Source organism: Bacillus sp. 1A (assembly GCF_052682215.1).
Genome location: NZ_JBQYLZ010000001.1, coordinates 5,608,748 through 5,629,902, shown reverse-complemented (window position 1 = coordinate 5,629,902; position 21,155 = coordinate 5,608,748). Strand labels below are relative to the sequence as shown.

Here is a 21,155-nt window from a genome sequence, read left to right as displayed (position 1 = left end):
AAATCACTAAGAAAAAACACAACAAAACAAAAACACCAACAAACACCGTAGTAGGAGTCGAAAAAAATTTTGAAATAACACGCCAAAAACCCGGCCCTCCTTCCTATATATAGTACAAAGAGGGAATTTTCATTTTTGAATTAGGACGGGAGGAATTGGGATGGCGGTGTATCGTACGGTGCAGGTGAATTTTTGGCAGGATGATTTTGTTTTGGATTTGACGCCGGAGGAGCGGTATTTTTATGTATATTTGTTGACTTGTTCGAAGACGACGCAGTGTGGGATTTTTCCTTTTCCGAAGCGGTTAGCTGAAATGGAGACGGGTTATAATCGGGAGACTGTTGATAAGCTTGTGCAGCGCTTTATTGATTATGGGAAGATTCTTTATGATGCGGAGACACGGGAGTTATTCGTTTTAAATTGGCTTCGTTATAATCCAGTGACGAACACGAATGTGGAGAAGTGTGTGCTTCGCGAGCTTAAGGGTGTGAAGAATAAGGAGTTTGTACATATGTTTCTTCAGAAGTGTGCGGAGGAGGAGATGAATGTTCCGATGCTGTTAGCGCATTTCGGTATGCCTGGTGATTTGGCTATGGATGATGTAGAGCCGGATTGTGAGGAGGCAGAGGAAGAAGAGGTTGTAGAGGAGGAAACGGGAAGTCGCGTGTTTTCTTTTTATGAGCAACATTTTGGTAGTTTGTCTCCTTTTACGGTGGAGGAATTGAATGCATGGATGAATGATTTGTCAGAGGAGCTGGTGCTGAAGGCTCTTCAAATTTCGTATGAGAATAAGAATCGGAAGATGGCTTATGTGAAGGGGATTTTGCGTGGTTGGCACGGGAAAGGGTTTACGAAAGTGTCTGAGGTTGAGGCGGATGCTGCGAATTTCCGGAAGAAGGGGTCGTCTGTTAGTACGGGGGAGACGGAGCATTTTTTGGCGAAGTGTGAGGAGTGGGAGAAGAGTGTGCCGTCAGAGGAAGAGTTGCAGCGCTTTTTAGCGGAGCGCGGGTGGCGGCCATGAGTATTCAAAATGTGGAGGCGGAAAAGACGGTGTTAGGTTCTCTATTACTTGATGGAGAGCTTATTAAGGAGTGCCGTTTGACGGAGCAGTATTTTTCGATGCCGGTGCATAAGTCTATATTTCAATTAATGCGAAAAATGGAAGAAGAGGGGCAACCGATTGATCTTGTGACTTTCATTTCTCGGGTAGATCCAAAGTTTTTGAAGGAAATCGGGGGAATGGAGTATTTTATAGGATTAATGGATGGCGTGCCTACGATTGCCAACTTCTCTTATTATGAGGGGCTTGTTCGAGGTGCCTGGAAAATGTATCAGGCTGGTGTTCTCGGGCACAAGATGGGAGAGCGCCTTATTGCGGAGAAGAGTGAGAAAATTATTGGTGAGACGATTACGGCACTTTGTGAGTTAGAGGAAAAGGATTGTGTATGTGAGTTTGATTTGAAGGATGCGCTAGTTGATTTATATGAAGAGCTTCATCAAGATGCGAAAGAGATTACTGGTATTGAGACTGGTTATATATCGCTAAATAAAATGACGTGCGGATTACAGGAAGGTGATTTTGTTGTACTTGGTGCGCGTCCTTCTATGGGGAAGACTGCGTTTGCGCTAAATGTTGGACTGCATGCGGCGAAGTCTGGAGCTGCGGTTGGATTATTTTCATTAGAGATGAGTAGTAAGCAATTGTTAAAAAGGATGGCGTCTTGCGTAGGTGAAGTGTCAGGAGGCAGACTGAAAAATCCGAAGCACCGTTTTGCGATAGAAGATTGGGAAAAGGTGAGTAAGGCGTTTGCGGAGATTGGGGAATTACCACTTGAGATTTACGATAATGCAGGCGTTACGGTGCAAGATATTTGGATGCAAACGCGAAAGTTAAAGAGGAAGCACGGTGATAAGAAGCTTTTAGTCATTGTAGATTACTTGCAGCTTATTACGGGCGATCCGAAGCATAAGGGCAATCGATTTCAAGAGATTAGTGAAATTTCTCGTAAACTTAAGGTATTAGCACGTGAATTAAATGTTTGTGTAGTAGCGTTGTCGCAATTGTCTCGTTCGGTAGAAGCACGGCAAGATAAGCGTCCTCTTTTATCTGATTTAAGAGAGACAGGACAAATTGAGCAAGATGCGGATGTCATTATGCTTATGTATCGAGAGGATTATTATGATAAGGAAACGATGCAGAAAGAGATGACGGAGATTCATGTGGCGAAGCACCGGAATGGGCCTGTGGGAAGTTTTAAGTTGAGATTTTTGAAGGAGTTTGGGCGGTTTGTGGAGATAGTGGGAGTGGAACCCACTGTCTCCTAAAATGCTATAGTAACAGTGCTTTCAAAGGTTTATAACTAATATTAAAAGTGTTTGATTACGTATTTGACTATGTTTTATTGAAATATAAGTTGTGGGGGTATTTTTAATATATAACATATTTAAATTTACATCTAAGTATTCCTCTAAATACATCGGAATGTATTAATACAAAATAACCTTTTTATAACAGAACCATTACCTAATAAAACAAAAAATGATTTTTTTCTCTAACACTACTTTCTATGAAGATTTGCTAAACCTTTTATAAGTTATAATTTTAATCTTATACAAAAACAATACACGTGATCCATAAACTTACATTACTAAATCTTTATTTTCAATACAGTTTTTTTCGCTAGGTGGTCTTCTATACAAAGAAAAAAGCCTAGAAACGCTGAAAAATCAAGGTCTAGGCTTTAAATTTTACTATTGTCACTCTGTACGTTTATTATTTTATAGCGTTTGTGCGGTTTTATTTGGTTACAATCAACAAAAATATAGGTGAAACTACTTTCGCTGGTTGCAAATTAGTCGCAATCGCTTTTGACTATGAATAAATAATCGTCCACATAGGATAGGGAAAATATGCTAAAATATAATGAAATAAGACATTTTAATAGAGGGACATTATGAAACTGAGCGTTCGTTTAGCTAGGGAAACAATGCATGGTATTAAGGAGCTTAAAGATATAATTGAAAAAGAAGATAGGTATAGAGGAATTATTCTTCCCAACGGATTTGTAGTTAATCAAGCTTATGAAGAAACTAAAAAGATTAACCGGGAAGATTTTATTTCTGCTAAAAGAATTCCCAAAGATAACAAAGAAATTCTTTAAGTGAAAAACAAATCTGACAATTAGTCAAGAAGCTATTGACGGAATCAATAAGCTAAAAAAAGAATTGCCTTAATATTTAGATGTGTCTTAAGTAACAATATCATTTATAATCCGTTTAATCATTAAGGTAGCGTTGTTACTAAGAGATGAGAGAAGTAATTAAGAACAAATAATAGGTCTTATGGAAATCGAATTAAAAAAAGCGAAAAATTAAACGTCATGATGATTGACAACGAAATGAGGAACAATACAATGATCAGTACAGCAATAGTCTAACTGTATTCAAAATTCAATATCAATTCATTAGTCGTAATGTAAATGAATGGATAATAACAACTGTTTGTGTTGTGACAGAAAAGGCGGTGGCGTAGATGGTAAATTATCAATTGACAGGTAAAGAAGTTGATACTGATTTCATGGTAAAGGATTTTTTAGATGCTATTGGTGTCGAATATTCTTACCAAAAGTCCATAATCAAAGAGGTAGATGAGGCGTTAATTGGAGCAAGTAAATCTGAGTCTGGAGGAGGAAAAGGGAATCCTGAGTATGTATTTTTGTCTGGAGGACACTTATTTATTATTGAAAATAAGCCAAATATAAACGAACTGGAATACTTGGACAATAATATTGTGTCCACCGAGTTTCCCTATCGAAATAAGTTTGCTGTGAATGGTGCGGTTCATTATGCTAAACATATAGTTGAGAAATCAACTTTTAAGGAAGTAATAGCAATCGGCGTTGTAGGGAATCACCATTACTATGAGATTCAACCTTATCTCGTAACAAAGCAAGGTGAGGTTAGAAAATTAGAAGATGTGAAAAGTTTTGAAGACTTTTCACCAAAAAACATTGATGAATTCTGGAATGTTGCTATTAAAGGAATGCTACCGAAAGAAGAACGAGAATTACAAGAAATATCAAAAGTAGCCGCAAGCCTACATGAAGATTTGCGAAATTACGGTAACCTTTCAAATGACTACAAAGCGACGGTTGTTTCAGGGATTTTGCTAGCTCTTGAACAGAAGACCTTTTCCATTGATGAATTAAAAGGCTTTGAAGAAGATGGCGCAAAGGATGGGGATAAAGTATATAGTGCCATTGATATGTTTTTGAAGCACCAAGATTATAAAGGAAGACCAGCAAAATATGGTGTGCTTTTAGAACATTTTTTGTATATAAAAAATGATAACACATTAAATACTGTGAACTCTTATTTAGGAAAGACACCGTTAAAATATTTTGTCGAACAAATTGAGGAAAAAGTTTATCATCATGCGAAAAATAATGAGCATGATATTGATATTTTAGGGAAATTTTATGGTGAATTTGTTAAATATGGAGGTTCAGATGGAAATTCACTAGGTATAGTATTGACTCCAAGACATATTACATCATTAATGGCAGAGCTGATTGATGTTTCTCCAGATGATTATGTTCTAGATCCCGCCTGTGGTAGTGGCTCGTTTCTGATAAGTGCAATGCAACGCATGATAAATCAAGTTAATCAAAATAAATTGTTGTCCGTTGCTCAGAAAGAAGAGAAAATTGAGGATATAAGGAAGAATAAATTATATGGTGTGGAGCTTCAAGGGAAATTATTTACAATAGCTACTACAAATATGATTCTTCGTGGTGATGGCAAATCCAACTTGCAAATTGGAAGTATGTTTGATTTGCCAGAAGATATTTATACACAAGAAGTAATTACACCAGCTGGAAGAGCACAGAGAGAGAAATTCCTTACTAAAATTCTGATTAATCCTCCATATAGTCAAGCAAAGACGAAGGAATTGGCGTATCTTTCTGAAATTAGTTTTATAAAAACCTCCTTAGATATGCTAGCTAAAGGTGGGAAATTATCCGCCATTGTTCCTATTAGCACAATGGTTGGAAAATCAAAGGAAGAGAGAACTTATAAGAAGAAAATTTTAGAAGAAAATACCTTAGAAGCGGTTATAACCTTAAATATTGATACATTTTACGGTGTGGGAGTTCACCCCGTTATTTGTATTTTTACAGCCGGAATACCACATGATTTTGAAAAGAAAAGAGTAAACTTTATTGACTTTAAAGATGATGGCTATCAAATAAATAAACACGTTGGATTAGTTGCAAATGGTAGTGAAAAATCAAAACGTGAACATCTTATTGATGTATTAAATAATAATGCTGATGACGGGACCGAGTTTGTTGTGAGAACAACGATTACAGCAGATGATGAATGGTTGCATAGTTTTTATTATTTTAACGAAAATATTCCTGAGGAAAATGAATTTCAACAAGCTATTGCGGATTACTTGACTTTCAAATTTGATATGGAAAGTCACGGAAAGGGTTTCTTGTTCGAGGAGGAAAATAGTTGATGTCAGAAATTATTTGGAAAGAGTTTTCGTTAGGAGAAAAGTCATTATTTGAACTTCATGCAACAAAAGATGGGATAGATAAATCTAAATTAGATATAATAGGTGAAAAAAAATATCCTTACGTGACAAGGACCGATGAAAATAATGGAATTGATATGTTCATTCCTTACCAAGAAAAATATAAACTAAATGAGGGCAATGTTATAACTATTGGATTAGATACCCAGACTGTATTTTATCAGCCCCATGACTTTTATACCGGTCAAAATATACAAGTGTTTTCAATAAAAGAGAGCTTCAATAAAGAAATAGCTCTTTTCTTAATACCTCTAATAAAAAGTCAACTTTCAACGCTAAGTTGGGGTGGTAATGGCGCTACACTTGGGAGATTGAAAAAAAAGAAAATATTATTGCCAGCAACTGCAACAGGTAATATTAATTTTGACTATATTGAAAATAAAGTGGATAACCTCTCAAAAGAAGTCAATAAAATGGTTAGGCCAACTTCTAAAAATGATATTCACGATTTTAGAAGTTTAAGTGATGTTATATGGGGGGGATTTCCACTAAATGAAATTTGTATTGTCAAAAGCGGTAAGGATTGGAAGCAAAAAACAAGAACTTCTGGAAAAGGTGCATTTGTCGGTGCTACAAAATCTGGAAACGGGGTGACAGATTTTGTAGATTATTCTGGTAAAATTCAAGTTGGAAAAAATGTTATTAGCGTTAATAGGAATGGCTCTTATGTTGGAATGGCATTTTATCACCCTTATGAAGCATATTTTTCAGGAGATACACGTTTTCTAAAACTTAAGAATCATTCAGGAAATTTTTGGATTAATGAATTTATATCAGTGATGATTATGCAACAAAGAAAAAAATATCAGTTTGGATATAAAATGGGAACAAGTAGGATAAAGCGACAAATAATTCAACTGCCTATTAAAGAAGATGGAACTCCAGATTATGAATTTATGGAACAGTTTATGAAGCGAATGGAAAATAAAGTGATATCTTAGATATAATAATTTTAGTGAAAAGTCTTACTCATTTCTGGGTAAGACTTTTCACTTGTCCCGAGTTCTTTGAATTTTACTTTTATGTTAAAAGCAAACATAGAAGTAAACAGGAAAGAAGATGAAATTAATTTAATTTAATTTAATTTAATAGTTTTAAGAGCAGTCAGTGAATTTTGAGTTATCAACCCTTGATTCGAGGGGGGAAATAAGTTACAAACAAAAGGAAGACAAAGAAATTTGAGAAAACAGATAAATTCATATATGTCTATTCTGTCGTATGCTTAGACCGCAAATTTGATAAAATCGACATCAAGTTGGTTCTAATTGGTATCGGAATGTGGGCTTGGAGAAATGTTAAGCTTAAAGTAGCTAGAGAAGAAGGTGCGATTAAAAAAGATGCTAGAAGACAAGCAAAATACGATAAAGTCTTTAACAAAGAGTATTATAAAGAAAGACGTAAATAATAGTAAAGATGCTAGAAAAAATCAAAAAGGTCTCTAATATATATATTTGTTAAAGGCGTATCTTTCGCTTTTTGCTCAATAAAATCATATTCATATATATACCCATTTTTATCTAGTACATAACGTTTCATTACGACTACAGCTCCAGCGTGATTATCTTGTCTTAAAGCAAGTAGTGTATTACCATCATCGGTTGTACCCTCTACGTCCACTTGATAGTCTTGAGGATTATTTTTACCGGAAATTAAATAATCTTCTACTGCAGCCATAATTTCTTTCGTTTTATATCCTGATTCTTCAGGTGAAGGAGCAACAAACGTCTTATCAGTCAACTGCTTCTTCAATTTCTCTTTATCAACCTTTGAAGATGATTTTGTAGTTTCTTCTTTATTATTTTCTTTACTATCATTCGCATTTTGATCCGGATATTCATTTATTACTTTTTCAGTATTCAAATCAATCATTTTAAGGTTGCTTATAGTTGGTGTATCTAAACCGCCAACTTCAAACATAATGGCGTAATTTGAAAGTATTTGTATGACTTGTCCGCCGCCGCGATTTGTGGAGATTGTACCTTTTGTGTTGGAGTTTTTCTCAAATTCCCACCCTGCATCTTCAAGACTATTGTCCCAAGGAGAACCTGTGTAAATACTATAGATTTTTTGTGCTAATTTTTTATCTAACTCATATGTCTTTTGCTCTTTATCTGCTTTCGATTCTAAATCAGCAAGTTTTTTTGTTAATTCTTTATTTGCTTTTTCTAGGGAGTCTTTTTTCTTTTGTACAGTCTGTAATTCAGTAGTAGAATTCGTGTTTTCATTTGCTTTACTCGGAGTGTTATTACAACCTTGTAAAAGTAGTAGTGATGTGGCGAGTGTGAATATGACTTTAATCTTTTTCATAAATACCCCTCTTTTTCTCTGTTATTTCCTTTTCTACCATATAACGTATAATTGTATTCGTCAAATTCACTCCGGCTAATATCCAAGACAAAAAATATGGTGAGAGAGTTGGAGGGGGGGTTCTCGAAATTAAAATACCAGTATCGTTTAGATAAATACTGGTGTAGGGATTGGAAAATTATTTTCCCATAAAGAAAGATCTTCTCTCTGTCGTAATCCATTGCTGCAAATCATCTTGGCTACGTCGGACAAGTCGATTCACTAAAACATCATGCCATACATAATCCTCTAATAGGTATATATGAACGGGGTCATCTGTATAAAAAGCAATATTACGCTCTTCAAGTGATGGTCCATAAATCATCTCTTTAGAATCTATCGATAAAATAAACCAATGTTCTGTAGAGAGGGTTTCTGTATAAGTTGTTATACGATGGGCTTCTAGATTTTTAATGGGATTTTCAACATGCAGGGTAATGCCTCGTACTGTGACTTTATCAGCTACCTCAGCTAGGTCCTCTTTTAACGCTTCATACATTTCATCCCACATCGAAATGACAATACGTCGTTCTGCTTTTTTTATTAATGTCTGACAATAGCTAATGATTGTTTGATTGTCTTTTAAAGTAATTACTCGATTATCCGTTTTTTCTTCGGAAGTTTCTAGTTTTTTTAATGAATCACTGATTCCTTCATAAGTAGACTGCCATTCTGATTGAGCCTTCTGTAAAAAGATTTCAACAGGTAGAGGTGAATAGCGAGTGGTGTCATTTATTTCTTCCTTCATGACAATTCCTTTTTCTACAAGGTTACCTAAAATCTCATAAATTCGCGCTCTTGGGACACCTGAATCCTTACTCACTTGATAGGCTGTGACAGCCCCCTGTTTAACAAGAGATACATAAGATTTAGCTTCATATTCATTAAAACCCATTTTTTTAAGCTGTTGCACTATGTAGTCCACTTTTTTCGTCCTCCGATGTTTGCTTTTATCCCGCATTAACGGGCAGTAAGACTCCCACCTCAAAATTCAGCGGAAGCAAAGAAGTTAGGTGGGGATCAACTGCCCGTAAAAGCCCGATTGGTTCAACTAATAATCAGTGGGGGATGAACAAAACCCCCCACTGATTAAAGTTTCACTTTATATTTCAACGTTACAATAACTCTTTACATTTAGCAAATTGGTAGTTACTATTACAATAGTGACTAAAGGGGAGGCTACTCGTATGGATTTGTATTTAGACCCATCTATATTAATTATTTTGATTGTTTTTGGATTTGTAGCTGCATTTATTGATTCAGTTGTAGGTGGTGGTGGATTAATCGCCTTACCAGCTTTATTATTTACAGGATTGAATCCAGCAAGTGCAGTAGCCACGAATAAATTAGCATCAACAATGGGGAGTGCAACTAGTAATATTGTGTTTTATCGTTCTGGTAATCTGGATTTGAAATCGGCGTTCAAATTATTTCCAATCACTTTCATAGGTTCCATAATAGGGGCATGGACCGTTCATTTAATGAACCCAGAAGTACTGAAGCCATTGATGTTGATCATGCTCGGGACAGTCGCTATTTATACGATATTCAAAAAGGATTGGGGTAGTATTTCTACTCATAAGAAATTATCTAGTCGACACGTCATTATTTTTACCTTTTTTATTTTTGCTATTGGTTTTTATGATGGATTTCTAGGTCCTGGCACAGGTTCGTTTTTAATGTTTGCTCTTTTATTTATTGGTTATGATTTTTTAAAAGCAGCAGGTAATGCGAAGTTTCTTAATTTAGGAAGTAATGTTGGTGCATTGTTGATATTTATGTATGTAGGGCAAGTAAACTATGCGTATGGTTTTATAATGGGGATTGCTCAAATTGCTGGAGGGATCGTTGGCTCCAAATTTGCTATAAAAAAAGGAAGCGGGTATGTTCGTGCTCTTTTCATTACAGTAACTTGTTTATTGTTAGCGAAAAATCTGTATGACTATATTCAGTAAGTAATTTTGAACATCTTTTCTTCAAAAAACGTAGAAAAGGTTAAATATGAAGACTACATAAAGTATAAGAAGATACCAGGGGGGAATTCTTTTTAACAATTTTAGATGCTATCTTATTTGAAGATAGCATCTAAAAAGTCTCATTTAAAAGAAGATCTAAGTGAAGAGAATGAAAATAATATAAACTCATATTTTTCTAGGGTATGTTTATTGATTATAGTAAAATGTTTACTCAATATTTTTCTTATAATTAACCCGCAACAATCCCTTAAAATCCACCTCAGCAATCAACACACTCAATAATATAAGCGTAGCGCCTAAATACCCTTTCCCTGTAAATGTTTTATCTGTGAAAACAAAAGCAAATCCTGCAGAAAAGACAGGTTCTAATGAAAAAACAAGGCCTGTAGGTGTAGTGTATTACTGTGCAAAATATGCTTGGCCATGAGTCCGTAGTGCTAGAAAGTTTCAGCGTATTTTTTGCGGAAGCAACTTCTGGGTAAGGACAACAAAAAACCCACTCCGCGCCGTAGGAAGCAAAAGGGTGGGTTTCGTAAAAAATAATAACGTATAATAACCACCACCCTATACGGTAGCAGTTAGGGAAGAGATGTTAGCGCATCTCTTCTTTTATTATATGCCATTTTATTTGATGTCATACTTATATAGTACTCTACCGAAAATATATCATATTCCTATTTTATGGTCAATTTGATTACATTTCCTCCGTAACATCATACCGAAGCAACTGTCCCTGATCATAAGACCTCTCAAAAATAATCCCCATTACATAGAAGAATACTAAACCGAAACCAATATGAATGAGTGTAAAAGTAGCTCCAAATGAAGAGAATTCATAGACGAGAATTGGCAATTTCGCAGTGGTCCAAACGCCTAAGAAAAATACGATGTACCGAATACTTGCGCCTTTTTTTAATAGTAGTGCTGCAATTGGGAAGGCAACGTAGAGAGGACCAGCTGCAATGCCGCCTAATAATAAAGAAAATAGGATTCCATATATGCCGGACTTTTCTCCCATATATTTCATGAGCGTTTCTTTCTTCACCCATTGATCAAGTAATCCTACAAATACTAGGACAGGTGGGAGTAAAAACAGCATATCTAAAATGCTATTCCCTGTTAATTGTAATGCGCTCCATCCTAAAGATCGATTTATAAAAGTTAATACAAAGAGCCCCAGGAGTAAGATGAAAAAGAAACGGTATCTTTTTAGTTCCTTCATACCATCACCACCCAAATGATATAGGAGAATAGAAGTGACATGAGCAATGCAGATGCATTACGTGCGTAAGCGAAGCTTCGTCCGAATATCTTTTGTTCCATCGGTAATGTTGTGATTCCTACTGACATGAGTGTAGACATAAGTGCCGCAACTTGAGGAAGGCCTGCGCCGTGTTGTACTAACGTATTACCGAGAGGAAATACGACGAAGCTTGGAATAAGTGCAACGGAGCCGAGTATCGCTGAATAAATAATACCGATGAATCCAGATTGCTCCCCAATAATAGAAGAGATGAAAGACGGCGTTAATATAGAAAGTGATAGTCCAACGAAAAGCATGATGGAGAGCATCGCAGGTAGAAGATTGCGAAACATTTTCCACGACTTACATAGAGCATCTTTCGTTTTCGTCCGGTCCTTCATAAAAGAAATCCCCGTAAAAATAATGGCTAAAGTGTAAAGGATCACGCCGTTAATCATGGTTGGATTCCTTTAAGTCCTTATATTTGTCTATGAAAAAGGATAAGTTCTTCATTTTTTCTTCAATATCCATTTGAAAATCTGCCAATTGTTCCTTTCCAGCAGGCGTAATTTTGTACATTTTTCTCGGTTTGTCTTGATGATCTGTACTTACGTAAGATTCAATCGCACCTTCGTTTTCTAATTTTTTTAGCGTGCGATATAAAATGGCGCTATCGATTGGATTGACTGGAAGTTCTTCTTCGCACTTTTGCAGTAATTGCCCGCCGTAGTTATCGTCCTCAGCTAGAAATAACAAAAGAAATGCGCCTGTATGTCTTCCTGTATGTTTCATGGATCTTCCTCCTAGAATGAATTAGGATATATACTGTTAATGACAGTATACTGTTGATAACAGTATATGGTGCATGAGGTGTTATGTCAATTTTAAAATGTGCGAATTTCGAGGGGGAATTACAAGGATACTATTTCTTTATGACAGTAACTATTAACGTTGATAAACTACCAATGCGAAGGGGGGGTACATCAAAAAACACAAAAAAAAGACACTCTCAAGAGTGCCTCTCCTTAGCAGCCGAATCCGCCGCCCCAACAGCTAGCGCCAACGATGATTAATAAGATAAAGAGTACAACAAGTAAAGCGAATCCGCCGCCGAAACCGCAGCCTCCACCACAACTACCGCCATATCCCATATTAACTCCTCCTTCCATAAAGACCATTTAATAATGGATTTAATTTACTTTATGTTTTTACGGATAATCTTGAGCAGGTCCTTTTGAAAAATAAAAAGTGCTTAGATTTTAAAAGAGTTGACGACCTTATTTTTGTCACGGGTAGTATGCTGATGACATATTGTATTTTATTCTGTGTATTGGGGGAAGGAGGATCTTTATGGCCAATTCTGAAATGATTTTACGATTACTTACGGATTTAAAGATTGAACAGCAAGCTTTAAAAGAGCAGTTGGAAAAAATACAAACTGCTGTGACTACTCTTGAAGAAAAATCAGCGATTGTGGAAGAGAAACCAACGACTATTGAAGAAAAACCAGCTGTTGCTGCTGCAAAGCAAAGAGCTCATTCTGGACACCCAACATCTTTTCGTGCTTGGAGAGCATCTGCTCAAAGGAATTCATAAAAATATAAGAAAAGAAGACATCTAGTAAGATGTCTTCTTTTACTTGTACAATCCAAATGAGTTAAGAAGGTATATCCATATTGCTTTAAAAAATAAGAAGAAAATAACGATTGTCGACTCCTGTTTTAGTATAGCATGTAATAATGAAATTTTTCTATGTAATATTGCATATATATAGATTATACAATTTTTGTGTTATATATTTTAGTTGTCTGTTATTTGTTTTAATTCATTTACTTATATTATTTTTTGAGCGCCCCAGTGATGGGGCCTTTTTTATAATTGTTTTAAAGCAAAAACCCCTCAAGTATAGTGAGGGGCTACATGACTAGGTAAATGAAAGATTATTAGTGTTTAATGAGCTGAAGTTCAGGATGTTGCTTCTGAATTTCTTCTAAATGATTTTCGTTTATTCCTTTTAAATTATGATCGAAAAAGCTAGTTACTAGTTTATTAATGAGTGTATAATTTGCGGCTACATCTTCGTCTGGTTCGTTAATAATAGGTGAAAATGCTGCTAAATCTGTAAAACTAGTATGATTTGTTTTTGGAATTACTACTGTGTATACGCCCGGTTTTTCAATCGTTTTATTTCTTAAATAGGATATTTCCAATAATTCATTTTGGATGCCGGTTGTCTTTTGATTCTCAGCTTCTTTCATATAATGAATGGTAGCTTCAGCGTTTATCAACATGAATGGTTTCTGAGGACCATCTTTAGGCATCGGGTCTCCATACAATCCACCGTCCATATCAATTGCAGCCTTAATACGCGTATCCTTTACTAACATTTGTGCGGAAGTTGCTCCGCCAAAAGAGTGACCGAACATTCCAATTTTGTCATAGTTAATTAAGTCTGCGATAGTTTTAAAACTTTTATCGAAATTACCTTCTATTACTTCGTTTAAAACAAAAGTAGTATCCTGTTCCCATTTTTGAACTGTGGTATTTAAGGCAGTAGGTGTATATTCAATTGGTATAGAGTCTACGCGGTTTCCGTTAGGGAAAATTGTTGTTGCTGCGTATCTTGTGAAATTAAGAGCGATTACGACATAGCCTTGACTAGCTAATTCCTCTAACTGGAATGTATTTTATTGACCATATAATCCCATCCCATGGCCGAATAAAAGGAGGGGGAATTTTTCTTTATCTTGAAGTGGCTTAGCATCTTGATAAGAATGTGTTTTTGTCAGCCCTAAATGTGTCGTTACGATATACGGAGCACCGTTTGTTACTGCCAATTGTTCAGCCAGCTCGTTTATGTTCTCAAAATAGGCAGAAGGGTTCCCTGATTCTTTTTCGGCAGGATAATATACTTGTATCATTAACTCACGATTTCCATGATTATTTGGTACAGTGGTTTCTTTTCGATTTTTATCAATTAAATGAAAAGCTTTCGTTCCTACCGTATATTTTCCAGTAGGCTCAGGGAGTGTTATGATCGGAAAAAGTAAAGGTAATGTAAACATTGCGATAGCAGTTACGATAATTCCGAAACCTTTTAAAACTTTCATCACTAACTTTTGAGAAACGGCTGTAGTTTTTGGTTTCAAAAAAACTTGTAATGTTAAAACGAACAATAAGAAATAGGCGGGGATCATACGCCAGTTTGCGCCAATTAGAATAATGGTGGCAAATAAGAATACATAATTGATCAGTAAAATGACTACATTTTTTTTCGTCAAACCACGTTCGATAAAAATGAGAGTGATGCTAGATAAAAGTAATAAAGTAACAAAAATGATTTCTAACATTTTTAGTTTTTAGCTCCTTCCCAAATCACGTTATAATAGATTGATAATTTGCAACCTTCTCAATTATATAACTATCATTGGTGATTGTATGCATGTAAGTAAGTTTAGAATGTTTTTACATGACATCTAAAAAAGTACTCATACGAGTACTTTTTCTTAAATGAATTATTATTTATTTTTAAACCGTTCCCCACAAATGATAAACCATACCGAAAACAAAAAAAGCTAGTCCTACAAACAAAACGATTAAAGCAAGCATCCCATTTTTATTATGTTCCATACAGTCAGCTCCTTTTTAGTTGTATACAAAAAAGCCTTTAGTCGTAATTATGGCTAAAGGCTTTGGTCTTCATACTTTGCAGTTTATAAAAAAGTTGCACTTCTGTATTAATTTGGAATATGATTGTTTAAAGAGTAGGTGATGAGTACATGCAGGAAACAAAACAATTCCCGCTTATATCTGGAAATCTCTCATTAGATTTAGTAAATACAGAGTTAGTTAGGCGTGGACAACGTTATGATTTATTAATAACGGATGAAGATGTATTAGAATGGCTACATGTAATAAAGGTTAATCTGCCTTTTTGGAATGAAAAAACACTTATAGGAATTCAAGAGCGCATGAATCAAGTTACATCTAGCATATTAGAGGCAAGAGAAGTATTGCGAAAACAGTTTGAGGCAATTGCCGATCGGCACGAAACTTCTAATGATTTTATTACGTATTTAGAAAAACAAATTGAGAAGGCACCATTTACATATAAAGTCATTGAACAGCGTCTAGTTTCTATCCCAGTTGGAGAAATTGAGGATGTACTAGCATCGTTAATTGCATTTGATGCTTTAACGTTAATAGCAGAAAATAAGCTTATTTCTCTTAAAAGGTGCTCAAACCCTAACTGTGTTTTATTATTTATAGATAAAAGTGGAAAGCGAAAATGGTGTTCTATGAAAATATGTGGGAACCGAAAAAAGGTAGCAAAATTTCAGGTTCGAAAGTCTGAAGAAGTTTAGGGAATCAACTTATAACAGTTGATTCTTTTTTTCTGTATTTTTAAACTAACCCCTAAAAACAATATTGACTGGTTAGTTTTTTGAAATATAATTGTTGGTAAATAAAGGAGGAGAATGATGAGTAATATAACAGCAACTAAGCAGAAAGAAGATCAACCAATAAGTGTACGATATTTTGCAAAAATGAAAGGGAAAGGAAGAAGTCCATTACAAGTAAATATAAAGGACTCTTTGACGGGACTATTAGGGGGATTTTTAACGATTCTCACCTTAACATATTTAACGAGTATAACGTCTACAGAATTGTTAATGGCTCCATTTGGGGCGAGTTGTGTATTAGCGTTTGGAGTTTGGAATGCACCGTTATCTCAGCCACGTAATATTATTGGAGGACATTTGATTTCAACTTTCATTGGTCTATCAATATATCATTTGTTTGGGAATGAATATTGGACAATTGCTTTAGCAGTGGGGATGTCGATTGCTATTATGATGTTAACAAGAACAACGCATCCTCCGGCAGGGGCTGATCCCATTGTCGTTATTTTAGGAGCATACAGTTGGAGTTATTTAGTAACACCGGTTTTAGTCGGTTCCCTTGTTATTGTAGTTATTGCTTTATTTATTAATAATATGAGTAGTAAAAGGAATTATCCAACTTTTTGGATATAGTTTATAAGGTGAAAAACAATTTGAGTAAGTATCCCATTTTTACTATGTTTTCATTTCACATACATTTTAGTGTACAAAGAAAAGACACCCATATAAGAGTGTCTTTTCCGACAGTTTTTTAGCAGAAGCAAGAAGCTCCAACGATGATTAATAAAATAAACAATACAACTAATAGTGCAAATCCTCCAGAAAAACCGCAGCTTCCGCCGCAACTACCACCAAATCCCATAATAGTTCCTCCTTTAATAAGAGGGGAAAACAAAGGGTCACTCGTGTTTTTTAACGGATTCTATTTACTTTATGTTTTGATGCATAAACGTGAGCAGGTCCTTTTGAAAATAAAAAAGACATCTTAAGATGCCTTTATCCCGCTTTAATGGGCAGTAAGACCCCCACCTCAAAATTCAGCGAAAGCAAAGAATTTAGGTGGGGGTCGGGCTGCCCATTAAAGTCCGATTGGTGAGGGCTGATAATCAGTGGGGGATGAAGAAAACCCCCACTGATTAAAGTTTCACTTTATGTAATTAATATTCGCTAGCATAAAACTCTTTTATTAGCTTTATTTCATTTGTATCTGGGTTAAATTTAAATATTTTAATTTGATTAGATTCGTCTTTATAGGCAAATGTATTATCGCCAACTGGGGTCATATTGCTGGTGTTTACGATAGGTTCACTACCATGGTCAGTGATTTCCACAGTTTTCTCACGATCCCAAAATGCAATGACAATGATCAAGATGATAAGGCATATACGTATGTTACGTAGTTCTCTCGATACAGTATTCTCCATTCGATATTCTCCTTTGTTGTTTAATAGATTTTGTTTATAAAAGAGATAATTCTCATGAAAATAAATAAAAAAGACACTTGAAAGTGTCTTTTTTATTTGAGTTATGCGCATTGCTTAATAAGACGCTAGTTCCTCAATCGGAATATGAGTAACTATGTAGGGTAATTTCATTATAACATTTTAACCAGTAATGGGTCTATATGGAATTTTTGTAATGGTTATGTTTATTTATTAAGAATGATAGATATATCATTTTGAATTTGATCTATTAAAAGCAGTGGAAAGGGCAAAGGGCATACTTTATTCCGTGTTATAGGAATGTATAGAGAGAGATTTCCCTTTACACAAACATAACGATATAATATAGTTAAGTTAAGTGAACTTAACTATTAAAAATGAAATAACAGCATGGAGGAAGAACGCTATGACTAGATCGTATAAAGAAGTAATTAATGAAATGAATCGAGCCTATAATGAATTTTACATTTTACTATTTCAGGATTTAAAGGATGAGTTCGGTCTTACTGGGCAGCAAGAGAGCATGCTATTTCATATTAATTTAAATGAAAACACGACAGCAAATCACATTGCGACTACTTTTAATATATCGAAAAGTGCTGTGAGCCAAGTTTTATCGAAGTTGGAAAAGCAGAAGATGATTTCGAAACAAGTTAATCCTAACAATAAACGGGAGTATTTCCTTACACTTGGCCCAAACGGTAGTAAGTATATAGAGCGGTTGTCTGAGTTAGATGATGTATTAATTGAGAAATACTTTTCTAAAATCGATATAAATGCTTTAGAGCAAATGACTGATACGTTAACGAAAATAAATAAAGTGATATTGGAAGAGAAACAGAAGGCTCTTGATTGTAATGAGTAAAAAGGAGGGGAAGCATGTGATGAGTTACATACCAAATATGATTACGATAGCAAACTTTGTGTGTGGGCTTTTGGCTATTCACGCTGTTTTCGTTCACGATATGTATGGTGCAGTTATGTTCATTATTACAGGTATGGTATTGGATCTGTTTGATGGTATGGTTGCTCGGAAACTAGATTCTGTTTCGGAAATGGGCGGAGAACTAGATTCATTTGCGGATTTAGTAACCTTTGGTGTGGCACCGTCTATTCTTGCATATAGTGCCTCGTTAAAAGATTTGCAGTCTATCGGGATGCTATGTGCGCTTGTTTATAGTATTTGCGGAATGCTGCGGCTTGCTAGATTTAATACACAACAAAGCAAACTCCCAACATTCATCGGAATGCCCATTCCATTTGCGGCAATGTGTCTTCTTATTTTATGCCTCCTAAATAACCCAGTTTCCGTGGCATTTGGCACATGCGTACTCGCTTATTTAATGGTGAGCAAAATCAAATTCCCCCATTTTAAAAAGGATATATCGGAAAACTTGAAGTCCGAAAGATGGGATTAATAGGAAAGATAAGGAGAATAACATGATTCGTATGGCATTAAGATCATTCAACATACAAATATATTGTTTGCTAGGCGTGATGTTATTGGGATGGCTGATGACACCTTTTCGAGCCCAGTTTGTAGGGATAAGCATTGGCCTTTTAGTAAGTATGTACTGCGCCTGGATTTTAGGAAGGCGTATCGAAAAGTTCGGAAATAGCATCGTAAAAAAAGAAAAAGCACCAATGCTTGGCATGATGAATCGGTTTGCAGCCGCCATACTAGGTGCGATTATTATGTATGAAATTGAACACCGTGAGTACATGTGGACATTTGCTGTTGGAATTATGGGTGGGTATTTCTTAATTATTATTAATTTGGGTTATTATAGTATGAGGGATGCGAAGGAATAAAGTGCTGTGTAAATAACTAATTTGGATGATTTGAATGTAAAAGCCTAAAAACTTTCCTTTATAGAGAGCTTTTTATTACAAAGAAAAGATACCCATAAGAGTGTCTTTTCCAATAGTTTTTTAGCAGAAGCAAGAAGCTCCAACAATGATTAATAAAATAAACAATACAACTAGTAAAGCAAAGCCGCCGCCACAATTACTACTACAACTACCACCAAATCCCATAATAGTTCCTCCTTTAATAAGAGGGGAAAACAAGGGGTCACTCATGTATTTTAATGGATTCAACTTACTTTATGTTTTTTACACAATAATTGAGCAGGTCCTTTTGAAAATAAAGAAAAGACACCCTAAGGTGCCTTTCTCCGACTTGAACCATCTTAATTTTAATAATATTGGACTCCCGTCCGAATATTATTTTACCATGTTAAGTTGTTTTTGGAAATATGCCATATTGATAATTACAGTACACGTTTTAGTTTTGGAATGATGTATCTGTCTAAACGTTGAAATTAATAAAGGAACGATATACTTGAGGTTTTTTATCCCGCTTTAATGGGCAGTAAGACCCCCACCTCAAAATTTAGCGAAAGCAAAGAATTTAGGTGGGGGTCGGGCTGCCCATAAAAGTCCGATTGGTTCAACTAATAATCAGTGGGGGATGAAGAAAACCCCCACTGATTAAAGTTTCACTTTATGAGTGATTACAATCATACCATTAAAAAGAACCCCATAAATGATAAAGCATTCCACTAACAAAAAACACTAATCCTAAAAACAAAACAATTAAAGCAAGTACTCCATTTTGATTATGTTCTATAAAATTAGCTCCTTTTAGAATTATTTTTATATACAAAAAAGCCTTTAGTCGTAATTATGGCTAAAGGCTTTGAGCATTATACTTTTTAGTTAATAAAATCGTATAAGAAGAATTTATAATGTTTTTTATCGAATTTGGAACTGACAATGTACTAGCTTGATAATGAAGCCTGGCTATTAGAATTGAAAAATTTTAGTTTTATTATAATTAATAGAAATGAGAGTAGTGTGAATATAAATCCGCTCCAAATAAGCTGGTGAATACCTAAGTTTGAAATGAACCAGCCTCCAATAGTGGTTCCTAAAGTAATTCCGAGATTTGAGAACGAAACGAATAGACTGTTACCAAATTCGGGTGCTTCTTTAGCTTCACTTATTAACCATGTTTGACCAACAATTAATCCACCAGCATGTACGATTCCCCAAATGAATACTACAAAAATCATTGGAACAAGGTAGGAACCTAAATAATAAACCAATATGTAAACTATAGAATATAGAATAGGGAATGATATTACAGTGTTTATTATGCTTTTTTGCAGAAGACCACCAAATAAATGATTACCTAAAATCATAACTATACCAAATATGAATAGCATGATACTAATGAGTGATCCATTCATGGAAGTTACTTTTGCAAGGTACTCAGCGAAGTAGCTGTATACGGAAAACATGGCTGCAAAAAGGAATGTGACGGTTAAAATATTTAACCATAATCCTGGTTTGCCAAGTATACGAATTTGTTTGCCGAAAGACATTTTTTCTTTAACAGGCATAGAAGGAAGTAGGAGTAGTATTCCAATGAATGCAACAGTGTTAACGAATGCTCCGAATAAGAAAGCCATTTCGAGTGAAAATTGGTCTGCAAGGTAAGAGGTTAGTGGTACACCTAAAGCAAAGCCAACAGTAATTCCCATGAAAACTTTTGTAACTGCTTGACCGCTCTTTTCTGGAGGGACAAGTTTAGCAGCTGTTACAAGAGCGATTGAAAAGAAGAGTGGATGAAGCGCTGCCGGTAAAATACGAAAAATAAGCATGATTTCAAATTGCGTTGTATAAGCGTAGATTAAATTTGAAATAACAAATATGAAGATTGCTGTTAATAAAATTATTTTGCGATTAATACTAGAGACGAGCAGAATTAAAAATGGACCAGAAATAGCAACAACTAGTGCAAATATACTTACTAAAAATCCAGCTTGTGTAGTTGAAATTCCGAATTTTTCAGTGATTTGTGGTAATACGCCGACAATACCCATCTCGGTAGTAATAATTCCGAACACACCTATTGCGAGTGTCAGAATAAGTAAAGGATTTACTTTTTTCATTTATAAAACTCTCCATTCGTATCAGTATTTTGAAAATAAATTCATTAACAAAGAAGCATTATTATAAGCATGATTGGATGCCAATATTATCAGGAGTATGTAATTCGAAATACAATAACAGATATCTAAATAACTAGATATAATATGCCAAAAAAATTTCTCCTTTCGATGTTTCTTGCTTTTA

23 protein-coding genes and 2 pseudogenes are annotated in these 21,155 nt (G+C 35.0%); 13 read left to right on the top strand and 12 right to left on the bottom strand.

Going from position 1 to position 21,155, the window contains the following annotated elements; genetic code table 11:
- The first annotated feature begins 160 nt into the window (after nt 1-160).
- The 6 genes from ACUN0F_RS28865 (at nt 161) to ACUN0F_RS28840 (ending at nt 7,007) form a co-directional block, all read left to right on the top strand.
- Nucleotides 161-1,021 (top strand): DnaD domain-containing protein, encoded by an 861-nt coding sequence (locus ACUN0F_RS28865; protein ID WP_445540588.1) that lies wholly within the window; start codon nt 161-163, stop codon nt 1,019-1,021.
- Complete coding sequence (gene dnaB / locus ACUN0F_RS28860; protein WP_445540587.1) at nt 1,018-2,325, top strand: replicative DNA helicase; 1,308 nt, start codon at nt 1,018-1,020, stop codon at nt 2,323-2,325. Before ACUN0F_RS28865 ends, dnaB begins: the two co-directional genes overlap by 4 nt.
- A gap of 629 nt (nt 2,326-2,954) precedes the next feature.
- Nucleotides 2,955-3,161 carry a hypothetical protein gene (locus ACUN0F_RS28855; RefSeq protein ID WP_080344950.1) on the top strand — a complete coding sequence of 69 codons (207 nt, stop codon included), beginning with the start codon at nt 2,955-2,957 and terminating at the stop codon, nt 3,159-3,161.
- Nucleotides 3,162-3,532: 371 nt separating this feature from the next.
- Nucleotides 3,533-5,524: an HsdM family class I SAM-dependent methyltransferase gene (locus tag ACUN0F_RS28850; RefSeq protein WP_046953899.1), complete on the top strand. Its 1,992-nt coding sequence runs from the start codon at nt 3,533-3,535 to the stop codon at nt 5,522-5,524.
- A complete protein-coding gene (locus tag ACUN0F_RS28845; RefSeq protein ID WP_445540586.1) occupies nt 5,524-6,543 on the top strand; it encodes a restriction endonuclease subunit S in 1,020 nt (339 codons plus the stop codon). Before ACUN0F_RS28850 ends, ACUN0F_RS28845 begins: the two co-directional genes overlap by 1 nt.
- A 335-nt stretch (nt 6,544-6,878) precedes the next feature.
- Nucleotides 6,879-7,007 carry a hypothetical protein gene (locus tag ACUN0F_RS28840; protein WP_265183458.1) on the top strand — a complete coding sequence of 43 codons (129 nt, stop codon included), beginning with the start codon at nt 6,879-6,881 and terminating at the stop codon, nt 7,005-7,007.
- A gap of 11 nt (nt 7,008-7,018) precedes the next feature.
- Here the strand turns inward: ACUN0F_RS28840 and ACUN0F_RS28835 are convergent, their stop codons facing one another.
- Both ACUN0F_RS28835 and ACUN0F_RS28830 read right to left on the bottom strand, forming a co-directional pair.
- On the bottom strand, nt 7,019-7,909 hold the full coding sequence (locus tag ACUN0F_RS28835; RefSeq protein WP_445540585.1) for a hypothetical protein: 891 nt from the start codon (nt 7,907-7,909) through the stop codon (nt 7,019-7,021).
- A 178-nt stretch (nt 7,910-8,087) separates the two neighbouring features.
- A complete protein-coding gene (locus ACUN0F_RS28830; RefSeq protein WP_445540584.1) occupies nt 8,088-8,873 on the bottom strand; it encodes a TrmB family transcriptional regulator in 786 nt (261 codons plus the stop codon).
- A gap of 262 nt (nt 8,874-9,135) precedes the next feature.
- Here ACUN0F_RS28830 and ACUN0F_RS28825 point away from each other — a divergent pair, with 262 nt between their 5' ends.
- Nucleotides 9,136-9,903 carry a TSUP family transporter gene (locus tag ACUN0F_RS28825; protein ID WP_445540583.1) on the top strand — a complete coding sequence of 256 codons (768 nt, stop codon included), beginning with the start codon at nt 9,136-9,138 and terminating at the stop codon, nt 9,901-9,903.
- A gap of 228 nt (nt 9,904-10,131) precedes the next feature.
- On the opposite strand, the pseudogene ACUN0F_RS28820 reads toward ACUN0F_RS28825, so the two are convergent.
- From ACUN0F_RS28820 to ACUN0F_RS28800, 5 genes and pseudogenes are all read right to left on the bottom strand, one after another.
- A pseudogene (locus ACUN0F_RS28820) lies at nt 10,132-10,378 on the bottom strand (EamA/RhaT family transporter); the annotation flags it as partial.
- A gap of 240 nt (nt 10,379-10,618) precedes the next feature.
- A complete protein-coding gene (locus tag ACUN0F_RS28815) occupies nt 10,619-11,146 on the bottom strand; it encodes a permease (protein ID WP_445540582.1) in 528 nt (175 codons plus the stop codon).
- Entirely contained in the window at nt 11,143-11,625 is a 483-nt protein-coding gene (locus tag ACUN0F_RS28810; RefSeq protein ID WP_445540581.1) for a hypothetical protein, read from the bottom strand. The genes ACUN0F_RS28815 and ACUN0F_RS28810 overlap by 4 nt, the downstream gene beginning before the upstream one ends.
- Nucleotides 11,618-11,959 (bottom strand): PadR family transcriptional regulator, encoded by a 342-nt coding sequence (locus tag ACUN0F_RS28805; protein ID WP_445540580.1) that lies wholly within the window; start codon nt 11,957-11,959, stop codon nt 11,618-11,620. Before ACUN0F_RS28805 ends, ACUN0F_RS28810 begins: the two co-directional genes overlap by 8 nt.
- Nucleotides 11,960-12,192: 233 nt before the next feature.
- Entirely contained in the window at nt 12,193-12,318 is a 126-nt protein-coding gene (locus ACUN0F_RS28800) for a YjcZ family sporulation protein (protein WP_000540377.1), read from the bottom strand.
- 199 nt (nt 12,319-12,517) lie between these two features.
- Between ACUN0F_RS28800 and ACUN0F_RS28795 the strand changes: the two genes are divergently transcribed.
- Nucleotides 12,518-12,763 (top strand): hypothetical protein, encoded by a 246-nt coding sequence (locus tag ACUN0F_RS28795; RefSeq protein ID WP_046957167.1) that lies wholly within the window; start codon nt 12,518-12,520, stop codon nt 12,761-12,763.
- 347 nt (nt 12,764-13,110) lie between these two features.
- Here the strand turns inward: ACUN0F_RS28795 and ACUN0F_RS28790 are convergent.
- Nucleotides 13,111-14,517 (bottom strand): annotated as a pseudogene (locus tag ACUN0F_RS28790) (alpha/beta hydrolase family protein).
- Nucleotides 14,518-14,946: 429 nt separating this feature from the next.
- Between ACUN0F_RS28790 and ACUN0F_RS28785 the strand changes: the two are divergent.
- Complete coding sequence (locus ACUN0F_RS28785) at nt 14,947-15,531, top strand: CGNR zinc finger domain-containing protein (RefSeq protein WP_445540579.1); 585 nt, start codon at nt 14,947-14,949, stop codon at nt 15,529-15,531.
- A gap of 117 nt (nt 15,532-15,648) precedes the next feature.
- Nucleotides 15,649-16,203, top strand: coding sequence for an HPP family protein (locus ACUN0F_RS28780; RefSeq protein ID WP_097858060.1), 555 nt, complete (start codon nt 15,649-15,651; stop codon nt 16,201-16,203).
- A gap of 118 nt (nt 16,204-16,321) precedes the next feature.
- On the opposite strand, the gene ACUN0F_RS28775 is transcribed toward ACUN0F_RS28780, so the two are convergent.
- Nucleotides 16,322-16,432 carry a YjcZ family sporulation protein gene (locus tag ACUN0F_RS28775; protein WP_000505686.1) on the bottom strand — a complete coding sequence of 37 codons (111 nt, stop codon included), beginning with the start codon at nt 16,430-16,432 and terminating at the stop codon, nt 16,322-16,324.
- A gap of 295 nt (nt 16,433-16,727) precedes the next feature.
- Nucleotides 16,728-16,994 (bottom strand): YmzC family protein, encoded by a 267-nt coding sequence (locus tag ACUN0F_RS28770; protein WP_215562768.1) that lies wholly within the window; start codon nt 16,992-16,994, stop codon nt 16,728-16,730.
- Nucleotides 16,995-17,418: 424 nt separating this feature from the next.
- Between ACUN0F_RS28770 and ACUN0F_RS28765 the strand changes: the two genes are divergently transcribed.
- From ACUN0F_RS28765 to ACUN0F_RS28755, 3 genes are read left to right on the top strand one after another with little or no spacing between them, the layout of a single operon-like run.
- A complete protein-coding gene (locus ACUN0F_RS28765) occupies nt 17,419-17,877 on the top strand; it encodes a MarR family winged helix-turn-helix transcriptional regulator (RefSeq protein WP_097858062.1) in 459 nt (152 codons plus the stop codon).
- A gap of 19 nt (nt 17,878-17,896) precedes the next feature.
- On the top strand, nt 17,897-18,430 hold the full coding sequence (pssA, locus tag ACUN0F_RS28760) for a CDP-diacylglycerol--serine O-phosphatidyltransferase (protein ID WP_445540853.1): 534 nt from the start codon (nt 17,897-17,899) through the stop codon (nt 18,428-18,430).
- A 22-nt stretch (nt 18,431-18,452) separates the two neighbouring features.
- Complete coding sequence (locus ACUN0F_RS28755) at nt 18,453-18,824, top strand: ATP synthase subunit I (RefSeq protein ID WP_264462910.1); 372 nt, start codon at nt 18,453-18,455, stop codon at nt 18,822-18,824.
- Nucleotides 18,825-18,944: 120 nt separating this feature from the next.
- Here the strand turns inward: ACUN0F_RS28755 and ACUN0F_RS28750 are convergent, their stop codons facing one another.
- Entirely contained in the window at nt 18,945-19,049 is a 105-nt protein-coding gene (locus ACUN0F_RS28750) for a YjcZ family sporulation protein (RefSeq protein ID WP_075310385.1), read from the bottom strand.
- Between the two features lie 746 nt (nt 19,050-19,795).
- Nucleotides 19,796-20,971, bottom strand: a complete 1,176-nt coding sequence (locus tag ACUN0F_RS28745) for an MFS transporter (RefSeq protein ID WP_264462909.1) — start codon at nt 20,969-20,971, stop codon at nt 19,796-19,798.
- Nucleotides 20,972-21,155 lie beyond the last annotated feature (184 nt).

What these genes read in the sequence shown, in the direction of transcription:
- ACUN0F_RS28865 (WP_445540588.1), top strand. Translation starts at nt 161, where the DNA reads ATGGCGGTGTATCGTACGGTGCAGGTGAATTTTTGGCAGGATGATTTT.
- dnaB (WP_445540587.1), top strand. Translation starts at nt 1,018, where the DNA reads ATGAGTATTCAAAATGTGGAGGCGGAAAAGACGGTGTTAGGTTCTCTA.
- ACUN0F_RS28855 (WP_080344950.1), top strand. Translation starts at nt 2,955, where the DNA reads ATGAAACTGAGCGTTCGTTTAGCTAGGGAAACAATGCATGGTATTAAG.
- ACUN0F_RS28850 (WP_046953899.1), top strand. Translation starts at nt 3,533, where the DNA reads ATGGTAAATTATCAATTGACAGGTAAAGAAGTTGATACTGATTTCATG.
- ACUN0F_RS28845 (WP_445540586.1), top strand. Translation starts at nt 5,524, where the DNA reads ATGTCAGAAATTATTTGGAAAGAGTTTTCGTTAGGAGAAAAGTCATTA.
- ACUN0F_RS28840 (WP_265183458.1), top strand. Translation starts at nt 6,879, where the DNA reads ATGTGGGCTTGGAGAAATGTTAAGCTTAAAGTAGCTAGAGAAGAAGGT.
- ACUN0F_RS28835 (WP_445540585.1), bottom strand. Translation starts at nt 7,909, where the DNA reads ATGAAAAAGATTAAAGTCATATTCACACTCGCCACATCACTACTACTT.
- ACUN0F_RS28825 (WP_445540583.1), top strand. Translation starts at nt 9,136, where the DNA reads ATGGATTTGTATTTAGACCCATCTATATTAATTATTTTGATTGTTTTT.
- ACUN0F_RS28815 (WP_445540582.1), bottom strand. Translation starts at nt 11,146, where the DNA reads ATGAAGGAACTAAAAAGATACCGTTTCTTTTTCATCTTACTCCTGGGG.
- ACUN0F_RS28810 (WP_445540581.1), bottom strand. Translation starts at nt 11,625, where the DNA reads ATGATTAACGGCGTGATCCTTTACACTTTAGCCATTATTTTTACGGGG.
- ACUN0F_RS28805 (WP_445540580.1), bottom strand. Translation starts at nt 11,959, where the DNA reads ATGAAACATACAGGAAGACATACAGGCGCATTTCTTTTGTTATTTCTA.
- ACUN0F_RS28800 (WP_000540377.1), bottom strand. Translation starts at nt 12,318, where the DNA reads ATGGGATATGGCGGTAGTTGTGGTGGAGGCTGCGGTTTCGGCGGCGGA.
- ACUN0F_RS28795 (WP_046957167.1), top strand. Translation starts at nt 12,518, where the DNA reads ATGGCCAATTCTGAAATGATTTTACGATTACTTACGGATTTAAAGATT.
- ACUN0F_RS28785 (WP_445540579.1), top strand. Translation starts at nt 14,947, where the DNA reads ATGCAGGAAACAAAACAATTCCCGCTTATATCTGGAAATCTCTCATTA.
- ACUN0F_RS28780 (WP_097858060.1), top strand. Translation starts at nt 15,649, where the DNA reads ATGAGTAATATAACAGCAACTAAGCAGAAAGAAGATCAACCAATAAGT.
- ACUN0F_RS28775 (WP_000505686.1), bottom strand. Translation starts at nt 16,432, where the DNA reads ATGGGATTTGGTGGTAGTTGCGGCGGAAGCTGCGGTTTTTCTGGAGGA.
- ACUN0F_RS28770 (WP_215562768.1), bottom strand. Translation starts at nt 16,994, where the DNA reads ATGGAGAATACTGTATCGAGAGAACTACGTAACATACGTATATGCCTT.
- ACUN0F_RS28765 (WP_097858062.1), top strand. Translation starts at nt 17,419, where the DNA reads ATGACTAGATCGTATAAAGAAGTAATTAATGAAATGAATCGAGCCTAT.
- pssA (WP_445540853.1), top strand. Translation starts at nt 17,897, where the DNA reads ATGAGTTACATACCAAATATGATTACGATAGCAAACTTTGTGTGTGGG.
- ACUN0F_RS28755 (WP_264462910.1), top strand. Translation starts at nt 18,453, where the DNA reads ATGATTCGTATGGCATTAAGATCATTCAACATACAAATATATTGTTTG.
- ACUN0F_RS28750 (WP_075310385.1), bottom strand. Translation starts at nt 19,049, where the DNA reads ATGGGATTTGGTGGTAGTTGTAGTAGTAATTGTGGCGGCGGCTTTGCT.
- ACUN0F_RS28745 (WP_264462909.1), bottom strand. Translation starts at nt 20,971, where the DNA reads ATGAAAAAAGTAAATCCTTTACTTATTCTGACACTCGCAATAGGTGTG.